Source organism: Roseovarius sp. S88 (assembly GCF_037023735.1).
Classification (GTDB): domain Bacteria; phylum Pseudomonadota; class Alphaproteobacteria; order Rhodobacterales; family Rhodobacteraceae; genus Roseovarius; species Roseovarius phycicola.
Genome location: NZ_CP146069.1, coordinates 3,315,068 through 3,334,446, shown reverse-complemented (window position 1 = coordinate 3,334,446; position 19,379 = coordinate 3,315,068). Strand labels below are relative to the sequence as shown.

The following is a 19,379-nucleotide window of genomic DNA, read 5'->3' as shown; positions in this document are numbered from 1 at the left end:
ACGTGCTTTGATCAGGATCGCTGCCTATGCCGCTCAAGTTTGCTGCCGAAAATGCTGATGCCATTCCTGTGCATGTGCTGGAACAAGAGGATGTTGAGGCATGGCTGGCAGATCAACAGAAGCGCACACAAACCTGGGTCAGCGCCTCTGGGTTTACAGGCGCGTTGGGACAGATCACGCTCGTGCCCTCTTCGGATGGCGCGATCGAAATGGCACTGGCAGGATATGGCGCGTCTTCAAGCAGGGCGCGTGGACGCTTTCATCTGGCCTCCGTTGCGGGGCAGCTTCCGGAAGGCACCTATCGGCTTGAAGGTCTGGGATCAGACCGTGCCGAAGAAGAAGCGTTAGGCTGGCTTCTGGCCGGTTATGCGTTTGATCGATACCGGTCTCAAAAACCCGCAAAGGCTCAACTTGTTGGCCCCACTGGCGTGGATGCAAAACGACTGGAGGTGATTGCTGCCGGTGAAAGCCTCACCCGTGACCTCATCAACACGCCTGCTTGGGACATGGGTCCGGTTGAACTTGAAGCCGCTTGTGCAACGATGGCCGATGAGTTTGGTGCGAACATCAACGTGACCCGTGGCGAGGCGCTTCTCGAACAGAATTTCCCGATGGTTCACACAGTTGGCCGTGCTGCAGAACAAGCACCGCGCCTGATTGACATGCGCTGGGGCGATGAAGGTCCAAAGCTTACGCTGGTGGGCAAGGGTGTATGCTTTGACACAGGTGGGCTCAATCTTAAACCCGGGTCGAGCATGGGCCTCATGAAGAAAGACATGGGCGGCGCGGCAACTGTCCTGGGCTTGGCCCATATGATCATGGGGTTGAACCTGCCGCTTCAACTGCGCGTTCTGATCCCAGCGGTGGAAAACTCGGTCAGCAGCAATGCTTACAGACCGGGCGATATCCTGACGGCGCGTAATGGCATGACGGTTGAAATCAACAACACCGATGCCGAAGGGCGTCTTGTGCTGGCAGATGCGCTCAGCTTTGCCACCGAAGGCAACCCGGATTTCATGATTTCCATGGCCACTCTCACCGGCGCGGCGCGGGTGGCAGTTGGGCCTGATCTGGCGCCGTACTTCACGGATCATTCTGGCTTCGCAACCGCGCTGGAGGCGTCGGCTGTCGAGGTTGCCGATCCTGTTTGGCGATTGCCGTTTCATACGCCGTACGAGGCCATGATTGAGCCGGGGATTGCTGATCTCGATAATGCGCCGAAAGGTGGATTTGCAGGTGCCATCACTGCTGCGCTCTTCCTGAGACGTTTCGCATGCGAAACATCCTATGCGCATTTCGACATTTACGGCTGGAACCCAACAGCAGCCCCTGCGCGCCCCAAAGGAGGCGTTGGTATGGGTGCGCGCGCAATTTTGCAAGCGCTGCCTGAGGTGCTGGGCCTATGACTGACCGCAGGCGCACCCCATTCAACGGAAAGGTGGCAGCAGCACATCTGAAGGGTATTGTTGACGCGGATCGCTATGTGGAAGCAGAACGGAAACATGTTGCCGTAGTTGTCGCCGACCTGTGCATGGAACCAGGTGGTGCCAGAGATAGGCAGCTTCTGCGCGGCGAGGCATTTATGTGCCTCGATGTGCAGGAAGCATGGGTTTTTGGCTATGCCGAAAAAGATGGTTACGTTGGGTGGGTTGAGGCGGCCAGCCTCAATGGGCACCCTTCCGATATTCCAACGCATCGCGTCGCGTCGGCTCGGAGCTATGGCAAATCCACGCCAGGTCTGAAAGAGATGGGTCGCGTGACGCCCTTGCCGTTTGATGCCCGCCTTGCTGTGGTCGACGAAATCGATGGATGGTCACGGATCGCATGGGGGCGCGGTACCCTGCCGCGCGATCTGTATGTTCCTTCCAAACATCTAGTGCGTCTGGACTTTGCAGCAGAAGATCCCATCGCAGTCGCCGAACTCTTTCTTGGCACTCCATATCTTTGGGGCGGCAATTCCGCGTTTGGCATTGATTGTTCCGGTCTCGTTCAGGCCGCTTGCGTGGCGTGTGATGTTGCGTGTCCGGGGGACAGTGACATGCAGGCGGCTGAACTGGGGTTTGAGTTGGCAGACGACGCACCCCTTCAACGCGGTGATTTGATCTTCTGGACTGGGCATGTAGCCTGGGTCGTCAACCCTGACAAGATTTTGCACGCCAATGCGCATCACATGGCCGTTGTACACGAGCCGCTCAAATCCGCGATTGTGCGGATTGAGGCGCAGGGCGATGGACCGGTGATCGCTCGCAAACGACTGGAGATACCATCATGAGTGATCCATTCTTTCAGCCTGTCTCGGGCATGGAACTGCCGAGATTTGCGGGTGTTCCGACATTTATGCGCCTGCCACATGTTCCCAAGGGTCACGCACGGTTCGAAGATGTGAATGTGGGCCTGATTGGAGTGCCTTGGGATAGTGGCACCACCAATCGTCCCGGTCCGCGTCATGGTCCGCGGCAACTTCGCGATGCATCCACCATGATCCGTGCGCAGCATGCGGTGAATGGCGTGCGCCCCTTCGAGGCGGTGAACTGTGCGGATTTGGGCGATGTGGGGCCGAACCCGGCGGATATCGAAGACAGCATGGCGCGGATTACGGCATTCTACGGCGATGTCCTGTCCGCAGGGATAAAACCGCTGACGGCGGGAGGCGATCATTTAACCTCACTGCCTATCCTAAGGGCCGTGGCCAAAGATGGCCCGGTTGGCATGATCCATTTCGACAGCCACACAGATCTCTTTCACAGCTACTTTGGCGGACAGATGTACACTCATGGCACGCCGTTCCGGCGCGCGGTGGAAGAGGGGCTTTTGGACCCCAAGCGTGTGGTTCAGATTGGATTGCGCGGCAGCATGTATGATGAGGAAGACCGCGATTTTGCCGCAGCCGAGGGTATCCGCCTGATCCTGATCGAGGAGTTTTTCGCACGCGGGGTCGAGGATGTGATGGCCGAGGCGCGGGAGATTGCCGGTGATGGCGCGACTTACATCAGTTACGACATCGACTTTGTGGACCCGACCTTTGCACCCGGGACCGGCACACCTGAGGTGGGTGGCCCAAACAGTTTTCAGGCGCTTCAGGTTTGTCGTGAACTCGCCGGAGTGAACATCGTCGGAGCGGACATGGTTGAGGTGTCACCGCCTTTTGACAGCTCTGGCAACACGGCCTTTCTGGGTGTGTCGATCATGTTCGAAATTCTGTGTGTCATAGCTATGGGCGCCAACGCATGAGCAAGATCGCGAACACGGATCAGGCTGAATACTGGTCAGGCCCGTCTGGTGAGAAATGGGTTCAGAAGCAGGATATGTTTGATGCCTTGATGACGCCGGTGCTCGAGGTGCTTTTGGCCAGAGCGGGCATAAAGGCAGGTCAAAAGGTTCTGGATATCGGATGTGGGACGGGTGCCAGCCTGTTGCAGCTTGCCGGCTTTGTGGGACCATCAGGGCATGTGACGGGTGTTGATGTTTCAACTCCCATGCTGGCAATGGCGCGCGCGCGTGTCGAGACTGCGGAGCTGGACAATGTGACATGCATTGAGGCCGACGCACAGGTTTATGACTTTGGCTCAATGGCCGTGGACCAAATTGTTTCACGCTTTGGCGTCATGTTTTTTGAAGACCCCTACGCCGCCTTCGCCAACATTGCCAAGGCGCTTGCGCCAGGTGGAAAGATGACCTTCATCACCTGGGCTGGATTGCCAGAAAACCCTTGGTTTCGCCTGCCCATCGAATTTGCCAAAGCGCGCGTCGGGTCTCCGCCACCGCCGGATCCCCGTGCACCAGGTCCGATGGCGTTCAGTGAACAGGACTATGTCACAGATATTTTGATCCAGGCTGGGTTTCGGGACGTCACGGCAGAGACTGTACACCCTAGTCTTTCACCTTTGGGCACCCTATCAGACGTTGCTGACTTCGCGGGGCGCGAAGGGCCGGCCAGCAGGATTGTCAACGATATGGGCGGATCGGACGACGATGTGTTGGCCATTGTCTCTGACCTTGAAAACGCGATGCGTGATTTCGACACGAGTGACGGTGTACGTGTTCCTGCGAAACTAAACCTGTTCAGCGGGTCCGCAGCTGATTGAGCAATGTCCTTGATGGGTGCCCGTCGGCTTTGGTGCCGATGGATTGCTGGTAAGCAATAATGGATTTGCGGGTGTTCGGTCCGATCAATCCGTCAATTTTCTCCAGCGGATACCCTTTGCGCTTGAGTATGCGTTGAATTTCCTTGCGCTCTTCAAAGCTGACTGGCTCATAGCCGCGGGGCCAGCTGGCCTGAATTTCAGGGCGGCCTGCGATACGGTCAGCCAGATGGCCTACGCCAATCGCATAGGCATCGGCGTTGTTATAGCGCTTGATAACGTCGAAATTGGCAAACACCATGAAGGACGCGCCTTGAGGACCTGCCGGTTGCAGGATGCGTGCCGCGCCATAGTCCCTCACCGCGCGTCCATCTAAGCCCACAACGCCTCGGCTGGCCCAGTCCGATGGCATGCGTTTGGTTTTGCCAAGTCGCGCCCCATTGGGCACCCGCACTTCCACGCCCCACGGCATGCCTTTGCGCCAGCCGAAACGTTTAAGATACGCCGCAGTTGAGGCCAAAGCATCGGAAGGGTCTTTTGACCAGATATCGCGCTTGCCATCGCCAGTGAAATCCACGGCATAGGCCTCATAGGAGGTGGGAATGAACTGGGTGTGTCCCATGGCTCCAGCCCAGGAGCCCTTGAAGTTCTGGGGTGTGACATCCCCCGATTGCAGAATTTTCAGGGCGGCGATGAGCTGCTTTTCGAAAAACGCCCCGCGCCGTCCGTCAAAGGCCAATGTCGACAAAGCCTCAATGACTGGAATGTCACCGGTGCGAGAGCCGTAACGGCTTTCCAGACCCCAGACGGCGGTGATGACTTCTTTCTCGACGCCATAGGCTTGTTCGATCCTTTTGAGTGCACGGTTGTGGCGGCGCAGGGCCTTGCGACCCAGATCAACACGCTCCGGTGAGGCGGCGCTGTCGAGGTAGTCCCAAATCTGGCGCTTGAACTCGGCTTGATTGCGATCCTTTGAGATCACGTCCGCATTGTAGGTCACGCCTCGGAACGCTCGGTCCAAAACGGCATTGCTGATCCCTGCCGACCGCGCCCGACTGCGAAAGCCGCGCACCCACTGGTCAAAAGCAGGGTTTGAGGCAACAACTGTGAGAGCTTCTGGCGTCTGTGCAACCGCCTCTAGCCCATCTGGGCGCGCCTTGGGCCGCAGGCTGCGTGCCAATGACGCTTTGATCACGGTCTCCGGCTCTGCTGTGGCAACGGCAGGTTCCGCCACGGGCCGGACCTGAGGTCGCAGCGAAGATTCCACCGGTGTAGCCGGTGCGATATTAGCAAGCGACGCGGCAAGTGCCGTGGTGACAAGGCGTTTGGTATACATGCTCGACCCCTTTTCGGGTTTTTCTTATTGTAGCTTGAAAGAGGAGTTCCTCAAAGACGTCAATTAAAGATGTCGCGAGGGTTCGCCTATGATGCCGGGCCAGCGTCGCAACTTTCGCCCATCTTCGCCAGACAGTCGCGCAGCATGGAGACACGTCTGGGGCGAAATGAGGCACCGGTTAACTCCAGACTTCGCATACGATCCAGACGGAAGGCACGGAAGTCTTCGCGCAGGTGACACCATGCCAGCAGACACAAAGAGGCCTGCATGAAAACTACGGACAAAGGATCAACCTCGCGCGAGGTTTCACGATCTTCGGCATCTGTATACTCAAAGCGGATGGTTTTTTCGTCCCAAGTGGCTTTGCGGAGCACTGCGGCGTCGATGCCGGGCTCGGGAAGAGGCCGGAAGCTGACCGCGTTGAGAACCGCGTGTTCCAATCGGTGTGCCTGGCTGGCGGGCAAACGCGCACGCAGTTTCGCCAAAGCGGAGTTGGCGGCCTGCGCCAACGTGCTGTCGCCAACCTCGCTTACTTCACGCAGGCCAAAGACCAGTGCCTCCAACTCGTCATCATCAAAGCTTAGTGGCGGCAGAGCGGCATCTTCGACCAGTGTATAGCCAAAACCGGATGCTCCGTCGATCACCGCGCCTAATCCTCGCAAAGCGTCGATATCACGGTAAATCGTCCGCGGTGTTACATCCATCAAAGCAGCCAGTCGCGTCGCCGTGGCGGGCGGCGGCAAGCTGCGCAGGGCTTGCATGAGTTGGAACAATCTGGTCGTGCGGCTCATGGAAGAACTATGCCTGAAGATGCTGACAATTTATGTCAGTACATCACCGCGCGCTCGAAAGTGATAGGTTTTGCAGTCCTACCGTCGTTTGCGCGAGACCTTGCGTTTCACCCTGGCGGTTTTCTTTTTGTCCCGAGCAAGTTTGCGCTTGGGCCCAGACCCACGACGTCCGCCCCGGGGTTTTGAAGTGTTCGGTGTGATGTTCTCACCGTCCAGCCGCACCAGATCCAGAGCGAGACCGCCGGTCACAGGGGCTGCTTCGGCCAGGCGAACGATAACCCGTTGCCCGAGACTTATGGTCAGTCCAGTGTCTTCTCCCATCAAGGTGCCCGCATCGCGATCAAAACGGAAATACTCACGCCCCAAAGCGCGCATCGGGATCAGCCCGTCCGCCCCTGTTTCATCCAGCCGTACAAACGCGCCAAACTTTGCGATACCACTTATGCGACCGGTGAATTCGTCCCCGATCCGCTCTGAGAGAAAGGCCGCGAGGTAGCGGTCATTGGTGTCCCGTTCAGCGGTCATCGACCGGCGTTCGGTTTCCGAGATGTGTTCCCCTGTGCCTTGCAGACGTTCCTCGTCTTCGCGGCTCAACCCGTCATTTCCCCAGGCATGCGCTGAGATCAACGCGCGGTGCACAATCAGGTCGGCGTAACGGCGGATGGGCGAGGTGAAATGCGCGTATGACTGAAGTGCGAGACCAAAGTGACCAAAATTGGCAGGCGCATAATAGGCTTGGGTCATGGCGCGTAGCGTGGCGAGGTTCACGGTTTCGGCGTGATCTGTGCCAACAGCACCTTTGAGAAGCTGATTGATATGCGAAGTCTTGAGCACTTGCCCTTTGGCCAGTGTCAGACCTGCGGCCTCAGCCACGTCTCGCAGTGTATCAAGCTTTTCGGGCGGAGGTTCTTCATGAACCCGAAACAGCAGTGCGGATTTCTTGGCGATAAGTGTCTCAGCAGCCGCGACATTCGCCAACACCATCATATCTTCGATCAGACGATGCGCATCGAGCCGTTCAGAGAAGTTCACTGAAACAACCTTGCCCTCATCGCTCAAAACGACTTTGCGTTCGGGCAGGTCCAGATCGAGCGGTTGCCGTCGCTTGCGTGCCTCTGTGAGGGCTGCATGGGCGTCGTAAAGCGGGTTGATGACGCTATCCATCAAAGGGGTGCATTTATCGTTCGGTGCGCCGTCGCGTGCCTGCTGCACCTCTTTGTAGTTGAGCGAAGCCGCCGAGCGCATGAGGCCGCGTACAAAGTGATGGCCGATCTTGTCCCCATGGGCGTTGATTTGCATCCGAACCGCGATGCAGACACGCGGTACGCCCTCATGCAACGAACACAGATCCCCGGAGAGCCGGTCAGGCAACATCGGGACAACGCGGTCTGGGAAATAGCTGGAATTGCCGCGCTTGCGGGCCTCGGCATCAAGGGCCGAACCGGAGGTAACGTAGTGCGCGACATCAGCAATAGCGACCCAGATGACATAACCGCCTTCATTTTTGGGATCGTCATCTTCATGCGCCCAGACCGCATCGTCATGATCGCGCGCGTCGGCAGGGTCAATCGTGAGCAGTGGCATGTCGCGCATGTCTTCGCGGCCTTTGAGGCCTGCGGGTTTCTTGGCGTCAGCTTCGGCGATGACGTCATCTGGAAACTCATCGGGGATGCCATGTTGGTGAATGGCGATGAGGGAAACTGCCTTGGGGGCCGATGGGTCGCCGAGCCGGTCCAGGATGCGCGCGCGAGGCAGGCCTATGCGGTCCTTTGGGCCAGCCTGTTCGGCCTCGACCAACTCACCGTCCTTTGCCCCGGCAGTGGCACCCGCAGCAACGACCCATTCCTTGCCGTCACCCTTGTCGATGGGCATGATCCGACCGCCCTCAGCACGTTTGCGGAATATGCCAAGAATTTTGCGCGGGTTGGTTCCGATCCGCCGAATGAGCCTCGCTTCGTATTGATGCGCTTCGCCCTTTACCTCTTGCAAGCGAGCTAAGATGCGTTCGCCCGGAGCCATCGCTGGATCGGAGGCGCGTGGGACAAGCATCACAACAGGCTCCTTACCCTCGCCGTGCCATTCCAAAGGCCGTGCCAAAAGCTCGCCATCTGGGGTCTGGTCGTTGATCTGCAGGATACTCACCGGCGGCAATTTGTCGGGATCGCGATAGGTCTTCTTGCGCTTCTCCAGATGCCCTTCGGTTTCTAGCTCTTTCAGAATGCGCTTGAGATCAATACGCGCAGCCCCCTTGATGTCAAACGCCTTGGCGATGTCGCGCTTGGACGTAAGCGTCGGGTTGTCGGCGATCCATTGCAGGATCTCGGGTTTGGTGGGCAGGGTGCTCATACCGATGGGCCTAGCACGAAGCGGTGCGGGGTTCTATCGACGATTGATGCGTTGAAATTTGGCGAGGTCCTCAACGGTATCTATGTCGGGCAGCGTATCAACAAAGCCTATGCGCTTGCCAGGCAGAGTGGCAAGACTGTCGGACAAAGCGTGTTCGGTTGACCAGCGAACACCTTGGAACATCGTTGAAGTCAAGGCGGTATTTGGGCTGATACCGACCAGCCAGAAACCGCCATCCTCTGCGGGGCCAAACACGGCATCCTGCGCGCCGAGTGTGTTGAAGGCTTGGGAAATGTGGCGCTGTGAAATGCCCGGAATGTCGCCTCCGATGAGGCAAACAGGGCTTCGGTCAAACTTGCGCAAAAGCCGCGCCATACGCACACCTAAATCGCCCTGACCTTGAGGTATGCGCGGCAAATGGGCGGGCCATGCGCGGGAGGCTAGGCCAGCGTAATCTGGCGCGACAGCAAGGACTATGTTCCAGCGACGGGGGAGTACAGCCTGCGGAGCAGCGCACGGGATTGATGGCGGAACCACCAGGCCGCATTGCTCATGCCGATATCGCGCCCCAGACGCGTTTTCACCAGCCCCGCGCGTGGTTCTTTCAGCATGACGATCAACGTGGGTCGCAGCATGCCTCTAGCGGAAATAGTCGGTCAGGATGCGGCGATAGATCGCCTTCAGCTTATGCACGTCAGCGATGTCCACGTGTTCATCGACCTGATGCATGGATTTGCCGACAAGGCCAAATTCAACCACTGGGCAGTGATCTTTGACAAACCGCGCGTCAGATGTGCCGCCTGTTGTGGAGAGATCCGGCGCAATACCGGTTTCAGCTTTCACAGCGTTGGCAACCAGGCTCGAAAGCGCCCCAGGAGGTGTGACAAAGCTTTCACCGGAGACTTTGATTTTGACATCACTTTGCACCCCGAACTCTGAGGAAACGTCTTCGATCTGCGACATAAGCCAAGCTGTCAGGTTGTCGCTGGAATGCGCATCGTTGAACCGGATGTTCACGGTGGCGTGGCATTCGGCAGGGATAACATTGGTTGTCGGATTGCCTGTGTCGATGTTTACAACCGCGAGCGTAGACGGGTCAAAGTGATCCGTGCCGCTGTCCAAGGTGTGCGAGGCCAGTCTGTCTACCAACCGCGCCATGGCCGGAAGTGGATTGCGCGCACGATGCGGATAGGCGGAATGGCCTTGCACGCCAGTTAGCGTGATCCAGGCCGACATAGACCCGCGGCGTCCGATCTTGATCATGTCCCCTAAGGTTTCTGGGCAGGTCGGTTCCCCCACAAGGCAAACATCCATCCTTTCGCCTTGGGACTGCATCCAGTCCAAAAGCGCCACTGTGCCATCTGTCGCGTCGCCTTCTTCATCGCCAGTTATGGTCAGGACAATAGCGCCGTCCGGAGGGGTCTCTTTCACGTGATCTATGGCCGCTGCGGCAAAGGCTGCAACACCGGATTTCATATCGGTGGCACCGCGCCCCCATAGATGTCCATTGCTGATCTCAGCGCCAAAAGGTGGTTTTGTCCAGGCGGCTTCGTCCCCAACGGGAACCACATCTGTATGACCGTTAAACCCAAAACTGCTGGCTGCGCCTTTTTCACCCCAGCGTGCGAAAAGATTGCATGTGCCCGCGCGGTCCACACGCTTGCAAGTAAAACCAGCCCTGGATAGTTCAGCTTCCAGCAGCTCAAGTGCGCCACCTTCCGCAGGCGTGATTGACGGGCAGCGTACAAGTCGAGCAGTGAGGTCTACTGGGTCTACAGGAGCGTGAGAAGAGTGCGACATGAACCGTCCTATTTGAGTTTCCAAAGCCCTAGCGTGGAACGGTCAAAACCGCAAATGCCAAGCCATTGATGCAAGTAAGACTCAGAGCAATCTCAAACTGTTCTGAATACTTAACAGCGCGAAATTTTCATGCTAAGGCATTCAAAAAATAAAGAACCGAGGCAGGACAGTGAGCAGTTGGGCGAAAGCCTTTGAAGTGGACGGAACGCAGAATTTCCGCCCTTCGCATTCCGAAAGCTTTCAGGAATAGAGACCGTTTACGTCTTGCCTCAGCGATGAGGCGGAAGACACATGGTTGCAGGGGTAGAGCTCCCGGTCAATCGGTTTGCGACGGCAGACCAAATGGCGCAAACGATTTTCGGCGATGGTGTGAATATCATTTCCGCTAGTTACACCGGAGATCGGGATTCTTCCGGTATCTACACCAATGGTGATGCCATCGCGCCTGGTGTGACCCCAGGAGACACTGGTGTCTTGTTCTCGACAGGTGACTTGCGCGGATTTACCAACAACAATGCTTCGCAATCGAACCTCAATACCAACACGACAACAGGATCGAGTGGTCCAAATAACAATCCAGACTTTAATGCGGCAGCGGGTGCGAATACGTTCGATGCCTCGTTTCTAGACGTAGATTTTACGGCAACCGGCAACGTCATGACGATGCAGTTTGTCTTTGCATCAGAGGAATTTCCGGAATTTGCCAATGGGGCTTTTCAGGATTTTGTAGGCGTTTGGATCAACGGAACTCAGGTTCCGCTTGGTATTGGCGATGGAGATATCGACCCCAACAACCTGAACGCCGGGTCAAACGCGAACGTTTTCATCGACAACACCGCTGATCAGTTCAACACGGAAATGGACGGTTTCACGCTGACCATGACCTTAACCATTCCCTTGGTTGATGGCGTAAATTCGTTGCGCATCGGGATCGCGGATGTTGCGGACAACAACTTTGACTCTACCCTTTTGATCGCTGCGGATAGTGCGCAAACAACCCTTGTTGCGCTGGATGACTCGGCCAATCTGTTTCCAACCGGGTCTCGCACCATTGATCTGTTGGGCAATGATATCAACGGCACGGGTGGCACACTCAGCATTTCCCTGATTAATGGCCAAACGATTCCACCAAGTGGTGACGTCATTCTTCCGTCTGGACAAACAGTTCAGGTTAACGGCGACGGAACGATCACGGTTCTTGGCGATGGTGATGTCGAAGAAGTCAACTTCACCTACGAAGTAACAAGCACAACCGGTGACACCGATATCGGCTTTGTCACGCTGAACTCAGTACCTTGTTTCGTCGAAGGCACGCATATTTTGTGTGAACGGGGTGACGTGCCGGTTGAAGACTTGCAACCCGATGATCTGGTACTTACACGTGATGAAGGGTTTCAGCCATTGCGCTGGGTGGGAAGCCGCACGGTTGAAGGCACTGCAAATTTTGCTCCCATCCGCATTGCCGCTGGAACGTTTGGAGATCACAAAGAACTTTGGGTGTCTCCTCTGCATCGGGTGCTGATCCGCGACAGTTTGGCAGAGCTTTTGTTTGGCGACTCTGAGGTTCTTGTGGCGGCCAAGGATTTGGTGAACGACCATAGCGTGCGTCGTAGTGAGATGCCGTCGGTGACCTATTTCCATCTTCTCTTCGACCGGCATCAAGTCATCGTTTCCGAAGGGCTCGCGACGGAAAGCTTCATGCCCGGGCCGCAAATCCATGACAGTTTCGAAGACGAAATTGTACGTGAAATTTGCGACCTTTTTCCTGAAATGAACCCAGAAACGACAGATGGTTACAGTGCCGCAGCACGCCGAATGTTGCGCAGCTACGAAGCGCAGTTGCTTGCCCAGAAATGGGTAGCCTGACATGGCTTGGCTCGGGTTGCGTGACAATAGAGGTGGATGGTTTCGCACCGACACGGATGATTTTGAAAACGAAGATGTTCCGATCACATCGGCGCGCTCCACGTGGCTCAGACGTGGAACAATCCTTATCGAGACGCGACTTTCTGCAGACACAAAGCCGCAAACACTGTTTTCCTTCCAGCGCACATGGCCCAAAGTGGGTCGTTTCAGCGTGCAGGCGCTTGCACATGGAGGCATCGTTTTAGTGGATGCAATCGGCAATGATGTGCGCCACGCCACGCTTCCGTTTGACGCAAATGGACGCGTGGATGTGATCCGCCTCAGCTTTAGCTGGGATGTCGCGAAAAGCATTGCAACGCTCACACTTGAGCAGCCCGAGGCGGAAACCATCACAAGAGCGCAACTCAAGGACCCTGTGGGCCTCCTTGAAGAAGATCTCGATGCGGCTTTTGCAAACCACCACGCCAGCGAACTGCAAGAAGACGTGCTGTTTGTCGGGGTCTCGGACCAGATTGAACCCGTAGGGCCAATGCCGACCCTCACGTCGCATGTGCCCATTTTGACACCTGCTGGAGAGATGCTCGCGTCCGAGGTGCGACGTGGAGACATGGTAACAACGGATGCGGGCGAAACAGTGCCAGTTCTTCAAGTGGTGCGTCGCACCGTTCCGGCGCGGGGCACATTCCGTCCCATTCGGCTCAGAGCGCCGTATTTCAATCTTCAACGAGACATTGTCGTCGCCCCGCAGCAGAGGCTGGTCATGCGCGGCTCGCAGGTTGAATACATGTTTGGCAGTGAAGCGGTGCTTGTTCCGGCTCGGCATCTGGTGAATGACAGTTCTGCTTTCGTGGCCAACGGTCCAAACACCGTGACGTACCACCATTTGCTCTTGCCAGGGCACCAATCGGTTCAAGCCAGCGGGTGTCCCCTAGAGAGCCTTTACATCGGTCGCATGCGTCGCAAACCTGATGCGTTGGCCACCAGCGTGTTGGCAGAATTTGATCGTGCTCGCCTGCCGGAACATCCCAAGCCGATCTGGCCAGTGCTCAAACCATTTGAAGCAGTGACTTTGGCCACAATGCGCGCGGCCTGACGCTCACTTTCATTCAAAAACGGCGTCACTTGGGCGACAATTACAGCGTTCTCGTCCAATGCGCGGCGCAATAGATCACGTTCTTCATCGCTGATGTCGTGACCTTCGGCTTCGCGCTCTTTCAGCGTGCCATAGCCGGACACGTCTAGCGGCGCTGTGCCGGCCTGTTTCAGGATGGCCACGGTTTCGCGCACGGCTTCTGCTTCGTCCACGCCAGAGGCATAGACCATGAGTGCGGCACCAGTTGCGTTCTTCGGAAGCCCGTCACCCTCTTTGCGACCAATCTCGACAAGCAGGGTATAGACCTGTTGTTTGGAAGTCTTTCGATCAGCCATCGCTTTTCCCTTTGGGTTCGATCCATCGTCCCTTTGCACCCGGGCGCGTCCAGAACTCTCGCTCCAGCGCGTTGCTGTCCGCGTGGCGCACGGCGAACCCAGCCAACAAAGCGGACCTCCAAGGTTCGTCTAAGCCGCGAAACCACGCTTCGCCTGGGGACTGGAACCAGCGGTAATTCATGTAGTCTTGCTCAGTTCCGTCCAGTTCGGACACAACCAGCAAAGCATTGCAAAAAACCTGCGCGCGCTGCGAATGATCATCCACGGCATACGCGATGAGCTCGATTGGTTCGCAAGGATACCACGAGTTGTCAGGCTGTTTTTGTAATCGCCAATCATAGCTGTCCCGCAAGTCATGCAAGGCAGCCAAATGTTTGACACCGTCCTTCGGCATGGCCTGGCTGTCGCCATCTGCGATTTCTTCAAGCAGAAGCTCGCTCGAATATTTTCTAATCAGCGCAAGCAGGTCATTGATCACCTGCTCACGCCGTGCATCGAAGTCAGTCACGCAAAAGCTCGTTGATACCGGTCTTTGAGCGGGTGCGTTCATCAACCCGTTTCACAATCACCGCGCAGTAGAGATTGATGTTGTTCTTGGTGGGCATAGAGCCTGCGACAACCACGGAATAGGGCGGGACTTCTCCGTACATCACATCGCCGGTTTCACGGTCGACGATCTTTGTGGATTGACCAATGAACACGCCCATGCCCAACACAGACCCTTCGCGCACGATACAGCCTTCGACAACCTCCGAGCGGGCGCCGATAAAGCAGTTGTCTTCGATGATTGTAGGACCGGCCTGCATCGGTTCCAGCACGCCGCCGATGCCGACGCCGCCCGAGAGATGCACATTCTTACCGATCTGAGCGCAGCTGCCCACGGTCGCCCAGGTGTCGACCATTGTACCTTCGTCCACATAGGCGCCGAGGTTCACAAAAGACGGCATGAGCACAACGCCGGGGGCGATGTAGGCGGATTTGCGAACGACGCAATTGGGTACCGCACGAAAGCCCGCGGCTTTCCACTGGTTGTCGCCCCAACCTTTGAATTTGCTGTCGACCTTGTCCCACCAGCCGCCAGCCTGCGGGCCGCCGTCTTGCTGTTCCATATCTTTGATACGAAAGCCCAGGAGTACAGCCTTCTTGGCCCACTGGTTCACATGCCAGGAATTGTCCGCCTGTTTTTCGGCCACGCGTAAGGTGCCACCATCCAATGCGTTGAGCGTATCTTCAATGGCTTCTCGGGTCTCGCCCGTCGTCGCGGGCGTGATCGCGTCGCGTGCGTCCCAGGCGGATTCAATGGCGGCTTCGAGTTGGGCGTTGGACATGTTGGCCTCCCAGCGTCTGAATGTCTGTTCGCAACGCCTATAAAATGCACAGCGGCTGCGTGCAATCGACTAAGCTTGAAACGGGTCTGGCGCGATGTTGCCGCCGCAGATCAAAACGGCCACGCGTTCGTTTTCGGCTGGCTGATATGAGCTCGATATGAGGGCGGCAAGAGCAGCGGCACCTGCAGGTTCCACCAGTTGTCGCATCTCTTTCCACAGTGCGTGTTGAGCACGGCTTATCGCCTTGTCCGAAACAAGAACGGTTTCAATGTTCTGTTGTTTGGCAATATCAAAGCAAATGTCTCCAATGCGCCGAGCGCCCAAGGCATTGGCGGCAACGCCGGAGACGTCAACATCCAACGGTTTGCCCGCGATGCGTGCCGCATGCAGAGCGTTGCAGGTTTCTGGCTCAACAGCCACGACCTTCCGCCTTCCCCCGAGCCAAGCCATGGCTCCAGCAATGAGGCCACCTCCACCTACGGCAATGAGGACCGTATCTGCCTCCAGCCCTTGTGTTTCCCATTCGGCCATGCAGGTGCCTTGGCCCGCTACAGTGCCAGGTGCATCATAGGCATGGATTTGCATGGCGCCGGTTTCAACTTCATAGGCCTTGGCAGCGTTGAGCGCATTCGCATAGGCTCCTTTGACCACTTGCAAATCTGCGCTGAGGCCTTCGATTAAGCTGATTTTTGCGGGACCTGCCATTTCCGGCACATATATGCGTGCCTTGTGCCCCAGTTGTGATCCTGCATAAGCCACGGCGGCCCCGTGATTTCCACCTGACGCGGCTACAAGTCCGGCTTGGGGCACCTTCTGTGACAGAAGCGTGTTGAATGCGCCGCGGGCTTTGAAACTACCGGTGTGCTGTAGGTGTTCCAGCTTGAGCTCAACTTTGTAGGGAAGGCCAAAGGCATGAACCGTCGCCACAGGCGTGCGTCGGATATGTGGCGCAACACGTGCCTGCGCGCTCGTGATTTCAGCCTGCCAGTCCATGTTCATCTCCCTGTGACGGCGCTTGCCGAGGCTGGCCAAGTCGCGCTCAAGGCTATACGCCTTGTGAAAACGAGCTGAAAGAGACCAATACTATGAAAGATGACCGCCGTAGCCAGTTTCGCGACGCCCATTCGGATCGCTTTACCGCCGAAAATGTTCCGGACACACCGCAAACACGTGCGCCTGCCTACCGTTTAGCCTTTGCGGATGAGGATTTCCTGTGTCGCGATGAGTTGCGGCCTGTCCGACTTCAGCTTGAGTTACTCAAACCAGAAATGATCCTAAACGAGCGCGGCATCGAAAGCACTGTGGTGCTGTTTGGTGGCGCGCGCATTCCGGAGCCGTCCCAAAAAGACAAGGCGCGCACCAAAACGCTCGCCGATTTGTCCCGATTCTACGATGAGGCCCGAGTGTTTGCGCGGCTTATGACGGAAAAGTCGATGCAGAGCTATGGTCGAGAGTATGTCGTGGCTACAGGTGGTGGCCCGGGCGTCATGGAGGCCGGAAACCGCGGCGCGGATGATGCGGGCGGCAATTCTATTGGGCTAAACATCGTGCTGCCGCATGAACAGGCCCCGAATGAGTATGTCACACCGGGGCTGTGCTTTAACTTTCACTACTTCGCCATTCGCAAGATGCATTTCCTGATGCGCGCAAAGGCGATTTGTTGTTTCCCCGGTGGGTTTGGCACCTTGGACGAGCTCTTCGAGGCGCTGACGCTGATTCAGACGGACCGGATGAACCGAGTGCCGTTCTTGTTGTTCGGCGAGGAATTCTGGCGCGGGATCATCAATTGGGATGCGCTCTCTGAAGCGGGGACGATTTCGCCAGAAGATCTTGACCTATTCCAGTTTGTTGAAAGTGCCGATGAGGCGGTTTCGATCATTGATGAGTGGTACAAGCCTATAGACTAAGTCTGAGCTTTCATTCTGAAAAGCGACTGGCTCAGGGCTCGTTATGCGCGATCTGGGAAGAAATCGATTGACTCACTGGTAGCTTGCCCTATTTTTCGAACAATTCGAAAATGGAAATATTCGAAAAATGATTGGCGGACAAGATCTGCAAACCCTCATTGTTGAGCTATCGCAACGTTTGGCTCAAATCGAAACGCGTTACGCAGACGCGCAAGAACCACCGTTTGCGCCCGCTGAAATGACTATGCTGCGCAGCGTTGTCCGAGAAGGTGCGGTGCGCATGAGCGACTTGGCAGCGTCTGTTAAGCTGCCGCAATCCAGCGCGACCAATGTGGCCGACCGGCTATGTGCGCGTGACTTGGTAGAACGCAAGAGACCCGAAACCAACAGGCGCACAGTCCTGCTAAGCGCGACGCGCAAGGCGAGACGCCTGATGAAAAAAATCGAGGCAGAGCAATTGGCGTTGTGCGACGAATTGGTCGCCGGACTGGCGTCGGAGCAGGCAGAGCTGTTGCGAAGTTTACTTGGTCAGCTCACCGAAAGTCGCGCGACATCAGAACCGGAGAAACGCAATGACGACTGATAATTTGCTAAGCTGTACAACCCTCGACATCGAAACGATGCAAAACACTAAGGCGCATCTGCAAGAAAATCCGAACGACGCGAAAGGAAGTTTTTCCAGCACAACGAAATGGTTGGGTGGCGCACAAGCCAAAACGACCGCGCGCAGCTTTACGATTAAAACAGATGAGCCAACACCGCTAGGAGGGAAAGACGAAAACATCGACCCGATGGAACTTTTGCTTGCAGCGCTTGGGTCGTGTTTGACCATTGGTTGGGTGACGCACGCCAATTTGCGTGGTGTGGATTTTTCCGATCTTGAAATTACGGTGACTGCGCCGTTTGATCTTCGTGGGTATCTGGAAATCGATAAGGACGTACGTCCTGGATTTGGCGAGTTGTCCTATGACATCAAGGTTAAAACGGATGCATCGGACGAACAACTCAACGAGATTCAAATGGCGGCTGAGCTTGGGTCGCCGATGTTTGACAACATCAAAAACATGACGCCGGTGTCAGGTTACGTCGCCAGAACCTGAGATGGAGGCGCGCGCTTAGACGCCTTCAAAGTCACAAAGTGCGTGCACATCCATTCCCATGGCTTCCAGTTTGGCGCGGCCGCCCAACTCTAGCAGGTCGATCACAAAGGCGCAGCCGATAATTTCGCCACCCAGGCGTTCAACCAGTTTGATCCCGGCCTCGGCTGTGCCGCCTGTGGCCAGCAGGTCGTCCACCACGAGTATTTTTTCACCAGCAGTGATGGCGTCGTCATGCACTTCGACTATGGCTTCGCCGTATTCCAGCTGATATTCTTCTGAGATCACAGCGCCTGGCAGTTTGCCTTTCTTGCGGATTGGTACGAAACCAACCGAAAGTTGATGCGCCACGGCACCTCCAAGGATAAAACCTCGGGCTTCCAGCCCGACAACCTTGTCGATTTGCATCCCGGCGTATGGATGCAGTAGCTGATCGATGGCCATGCGAAAGCCACGCGGATCGGCAAAAAGTGTTGTCACATCGCGGAACATGATGCCCTCGTGCGGAAAATCCACGATGGTGCGGATGTAGTCCTTGATCGGTTTGGAGTTTGGCATCTCTTGGTTCCCGGTTTCACATTCCACCCTCCGGTTTGGCCGATGCCGGTGGATTTGGCAAGGATTACGAAGGGTTGTGAAATCACCGTTAAAGCAACGTGCTTAGATATGCGGCACTTGCATATTCATGGTTTAAGCTCTCTGGACGGTTGGCAAGCACGGTCCGAGAGGCATGCCTGCAAGGTCACCCAAGTGGCACAGCCAAGGATAAGACATCCTGCAAGAAGGGCAGCGAGTTTTTCTTGCGGCTAAACAAGGATGAACGAGATGCTTTTGTGGCGCTGTGCCGTGACGCAGAAACGAGTGCGGCGCGGGAGATCCGAGAGCTCATTCGCGGCAATGTGAAAAAGCATGGCTGAGCTGACTACCAAAGAGCAGGCTTGCTCACCATGAGCCAAAAGACAATCGTCAATCCGATGAAGGCGGGCCATCCCAGAACGAACCATTTTTTGTAAGCACGGCTTGCTTCCGAAGAGAGCGGCTTGCCGTGATCAAGTGCCGCTCTGGCCAGATCACGAATGCGTATTTGCAGGCGCACGACCTGAAACCAACAAACAAAGGCAAGCGCGTAGAGCGCAAATGTCACAATGAGCCAAGGCTCACTGAGGCTGTATCCTGTGAGGTAAATCAGCCAGATTCCTGTCAAAGGTTGCAAAATGCCTGCGGGTGTCGTGAATATCCAATCGGCAACCACGACGCCCGAGGTGACGGAATGAAAGGTTTCAACCTTCTTCGTGCGCATGGCCCAGACCATTTGAAAGGCTGTGCCAATGCCAGTTCCGAAAAGCACTGTAGAACTCAGGATATGCAGCCATTTGGCGATCAGATAGGGATCCATAG

The 19,379-nt window shown here is 56.3% G+C and carries 18 protein-coding genes and 2 pseudogenes; 9 read left to right on the top strand and 11 right to left on the bottom strand.

All coding sequences use genetic code 11. The features are described from left to right. The first annotated feature begins 26 nt into the window (after positions 1 to 26). From RZ517_RS16895 to RZ517_RS16880, 4 genes are read left to right on the top strand one after another with little or no spacing between them, the layout of a single operon-like run. Positions 27 to 1,406, top strand: a complete 1,380-nt coding sequence (locus RZ517_RS16895) for a leucyl aminopeptidase family protein (protein ID WP_338549293.1) — start codon at positions 27 to 29, stop codon at positions 1,404 to 1,406. Further along, entirely contained in the window at positions 1,403 to 2,272 is an 870-nt protein-coding gene (locus tag RZ517_RS16890) for a C40 family peptidase (RefSeq protein WP_338549292.1), read from the top strand. The genes RZ517_RS16895 and RZ517_RS16890 overlap by 4 nt, the downstream gene beginning before the upstream one ends. Further along, positions 2,269 to 3,231 carry an agmatinase gene (speB, locus tag RZ517_RS16885; RefSeq protein ID WP_338549291.1) on the top strand — a complete coding sequence of 321 codons (963 nt, stop codon included), beginning with the start codon at positions 2,269 to 2,271 and terminating at the stop codon, positions 3,229 to 3,231. The genes RZ517_RS16890 and speB overlap by 4 nt, the downstream gene beginning before the upstream one ends. Continuing rightward, positions 3,228 to 4,085, top strand: coding sequence for a class I SAM-dependent methyltransferase (locus RZ517_RS16880; RefSeq protein ID WP_338549290.1), 858 nt, complete (start codon positions 3,228 to 3,230; stop codon positions 4,083 to 4,085). The genes speB and RZ517_RS16880 overlap by 4 nt, the downstream gene beginning before the upstream one ends. Here RZ517_RS16880 and RZ517_RS16875 read toward each other — a convergent pair. From RZ517_RS16875 to dapE, 5 genes and pseudogenes are all read right to left on the bottom strand, one after another. After that, entirely contained in the window at positions 4,063 to 5,418 is a 1,356-nt protein-coding gene (locus RZ517_RS16875) for a lytic murein transglycosylase (protein WP_338549289.1), read from the bottom strand. The genes RZ517_RS16880 and RZ517_RS16875 overlap by 23 nt on opposite strands. Positions 5,419 to 5,504: 86 nt before the next feature. Further along, positions 5,505 to 6,209: a helix-turn-helix transcriptional regulator gene (locus tag RZ517_RS16870; RefSeq protein WP_338549288.1), complete on the bottom strand. Its 705-nt coding sequence runs from the start codon at positions 6,207 to 6,209 to the stop codon at positions 5,505 to 5,507. A 78-nt stretch (positions 6,210 to 6,287) separates the two neighbouring features. Continuing rightward, positions 6,288 to 8,555, bottom strand: a complete 2,268-nt coding sequence (gene rnr, locus RZ517_RS16865) for a ribonuclease R (RefSeq protein ID WP_338549287.1) — start codon at positions 8,553 to 8,555, stop codon at positions 6,288 to 6,290. 33 nt (positions 8,556 to 8,588) lie between these two features. After that, positions 8,589 to 9,187, bottom strand: a pseudogene (locus RZ517_RS16860) (TIGR04282 family arsenosugar biosynthesis glycosyltransferase). 7 nt (positions 9,188 to 9,194) lie between these two features. Beyond that, positions 9,195 to 10,355, bottom strand: coding sequence for a succinyl-diaminopimelate desuccinylase (gene dapE, locus RZ517_RS16855; RefSeq protein WP_338549286.1), 1,161 nt, complete (start codon positions 10,353 to 10,355; stop codon positions 9,195 to 9,197). A gap of 291 nt (positions 10,356 to 10,646) precedes the next feature. Here dapE and RZ517_RS16850 point away from each other — a divergent pair, with 291 nt between their 5' ends. Both RZ517_RS16850 and RZ517_RS16845 read left to right on the top strand, forming a co-directional pair. Continuing rightward, a complete protein-coding gene (locus RZ517_RS16850; RefSeq protein WP_338549285.1) occupies positions 10,647 to 12,221 on the top strand; it encodes a Hint domain-containing protein in 1,575 nt (524 codons plus the stop codon). Position 12,222: 1 nt separating this feature from the next. Continuing rightward, entirely contained in the window at positions 12,223 to 13,314 is a 1,092-nt protein-coding gene (locus RZ517_RS16845) for a Hint domain-containing protein (protein ID WP_338549284.1), read from the top strand. Between the two features lie 8 nt (positions 13,315 to 13,322). Here RZ517_RS16845 and RZ517_RS16840 read toward each other — a convergent pair. From RZ517_RS16840 to RZ517_RS16825, 4 genes and pseudogenes are all read right to left on the bottom strand, one after another. Next, positions 13,323 to 13,649 (bottom strand): annotated as a pseudogene (locus RZ517_RS16840) (hypothetical protein); the annotation flags it as partial. After that, positions 13,642 to 14,157 carry a hypothetical protein gene (locus RZ517_RS16835; protein WP_338549283.1) on the bottom strand — a complete coding sequence of 172 codons (516 nt, stop codon included), beginning with the start codon at positions 14,155 to 14,157 and terminating at the stop codon, positions 13,642 to 13,644. The pseudogene RZ517_RS16840 and the gene RZ517_RS16835, both read right to left, overlap by 8 nt. Next, positions 14,150 to 14,977 carry a 2,3,4,5-tetrahydropyridine-2,6-dicarboxylate N-succinyltransferase gene (gene dapD / locus RZ517_RS16830; RefSeq protein ID WP_338549282.1) on the bottom strand — a complete coding sequence of 276 codons (828 nt, stop codon included), beginning with the start codon at positions 14,975 to 14,977 and terminating at the stop codon, positions 14,150 to 14,152. The genes RZ517_RS16835 and dapD overlap by 8 nt, the downstream gene beginning before the upstream one ends. Positions 14,978 to 15,046: 69 nt before the next feature. Continuing rightward, positions 15,047 to 15,970, bottom strand: a complete 924-nt coding sequence (locus RZ517_RS16825; protein WP_338549281.1) for a threonine/serine dehydratase — start codon at positions 15,968 to 15,970, stop codon at positions 15,047 to 15,049. Positions 15,971 to 16,062: 92 nt separating this feature from the next. On the opposite strand from RZ517_RS16825, the gene RZ517_RS16820 reads away from it, so the two are divergent. The 3 genes from RZ517_RS16820 (at position 16,063) to RZ517_RS16810 (ending at position 17,984) form a co-directional block, all read left to right on the top strand. Then, on the top strand, positions 16,063 to 16,884 hold the full coding sequence (locus tag RZ517_RS16820) for an LOG family protein (protein WP_338549280.1): 822 nt from the start codon (positions 16,063 to 16,065) through the stop codon (positions 16,882 to 16,884). Positions 16,885 to 17,011: 127 nt separating this feature from the next. Beyond that, positions 17,012 to 17,467, top strand: coding sequence for a MarR family winged helix-turn-helix transcriptional regulator (locus RZ517_RS16815; protein WP_338549279.1), 456 nt, complete (start codon positions 17,012 to 17,014; stop codon positions 17,465 to 17,467). Next, a complete protein-coding gene (locus RZ517_RS16810; RefSeq protein ID WP_338549278.1) occupies positions 17,457 to 17,984 on the top strand; it encodes an OsmC family protein in 528 nt (175 codons plus the stop codon). The genes RZ517_RS16815 and RZ517_RS16810 overlap by 11 nt, the downstream gene beginning before the upstream one ends. Before the next feature lie 15 nt (positions 17,985 to 17,999). On the opposite strand, the gene RZ517_RS16805 is transcribed toward RZ517_RS16810, so the two are convergent. Together RZ517_RS16805 and RZ517_RS16800 are read right to left on the bottom strand one after the other, a co-directional pair. After that, a complete protein-coding gene (locus tag RZ517_RS16805; protein ID WP_338549277.1) occupies positions 18,000 to 18,539 on the bottom strand; it encodes an adenine phosphoribosyltransferase in 540 nt (179 codons plus the stop codon). Between the two features lie 364 nt (positions 18,540 to 18,903). Then, positions 18,904 to 19,377 (bottom strand): DUF2269 family protein, encoded by a 474-nt coding sequence (locus tag RZ517_RS16800; protein WP_338549276.1) that lies wholly within the window; start codon positions 19,375 to 19,377, stop codon positions 18,904 to 18,906. Positions 19,378 to 19,379 lie beyond the last annotated feature (2 nt).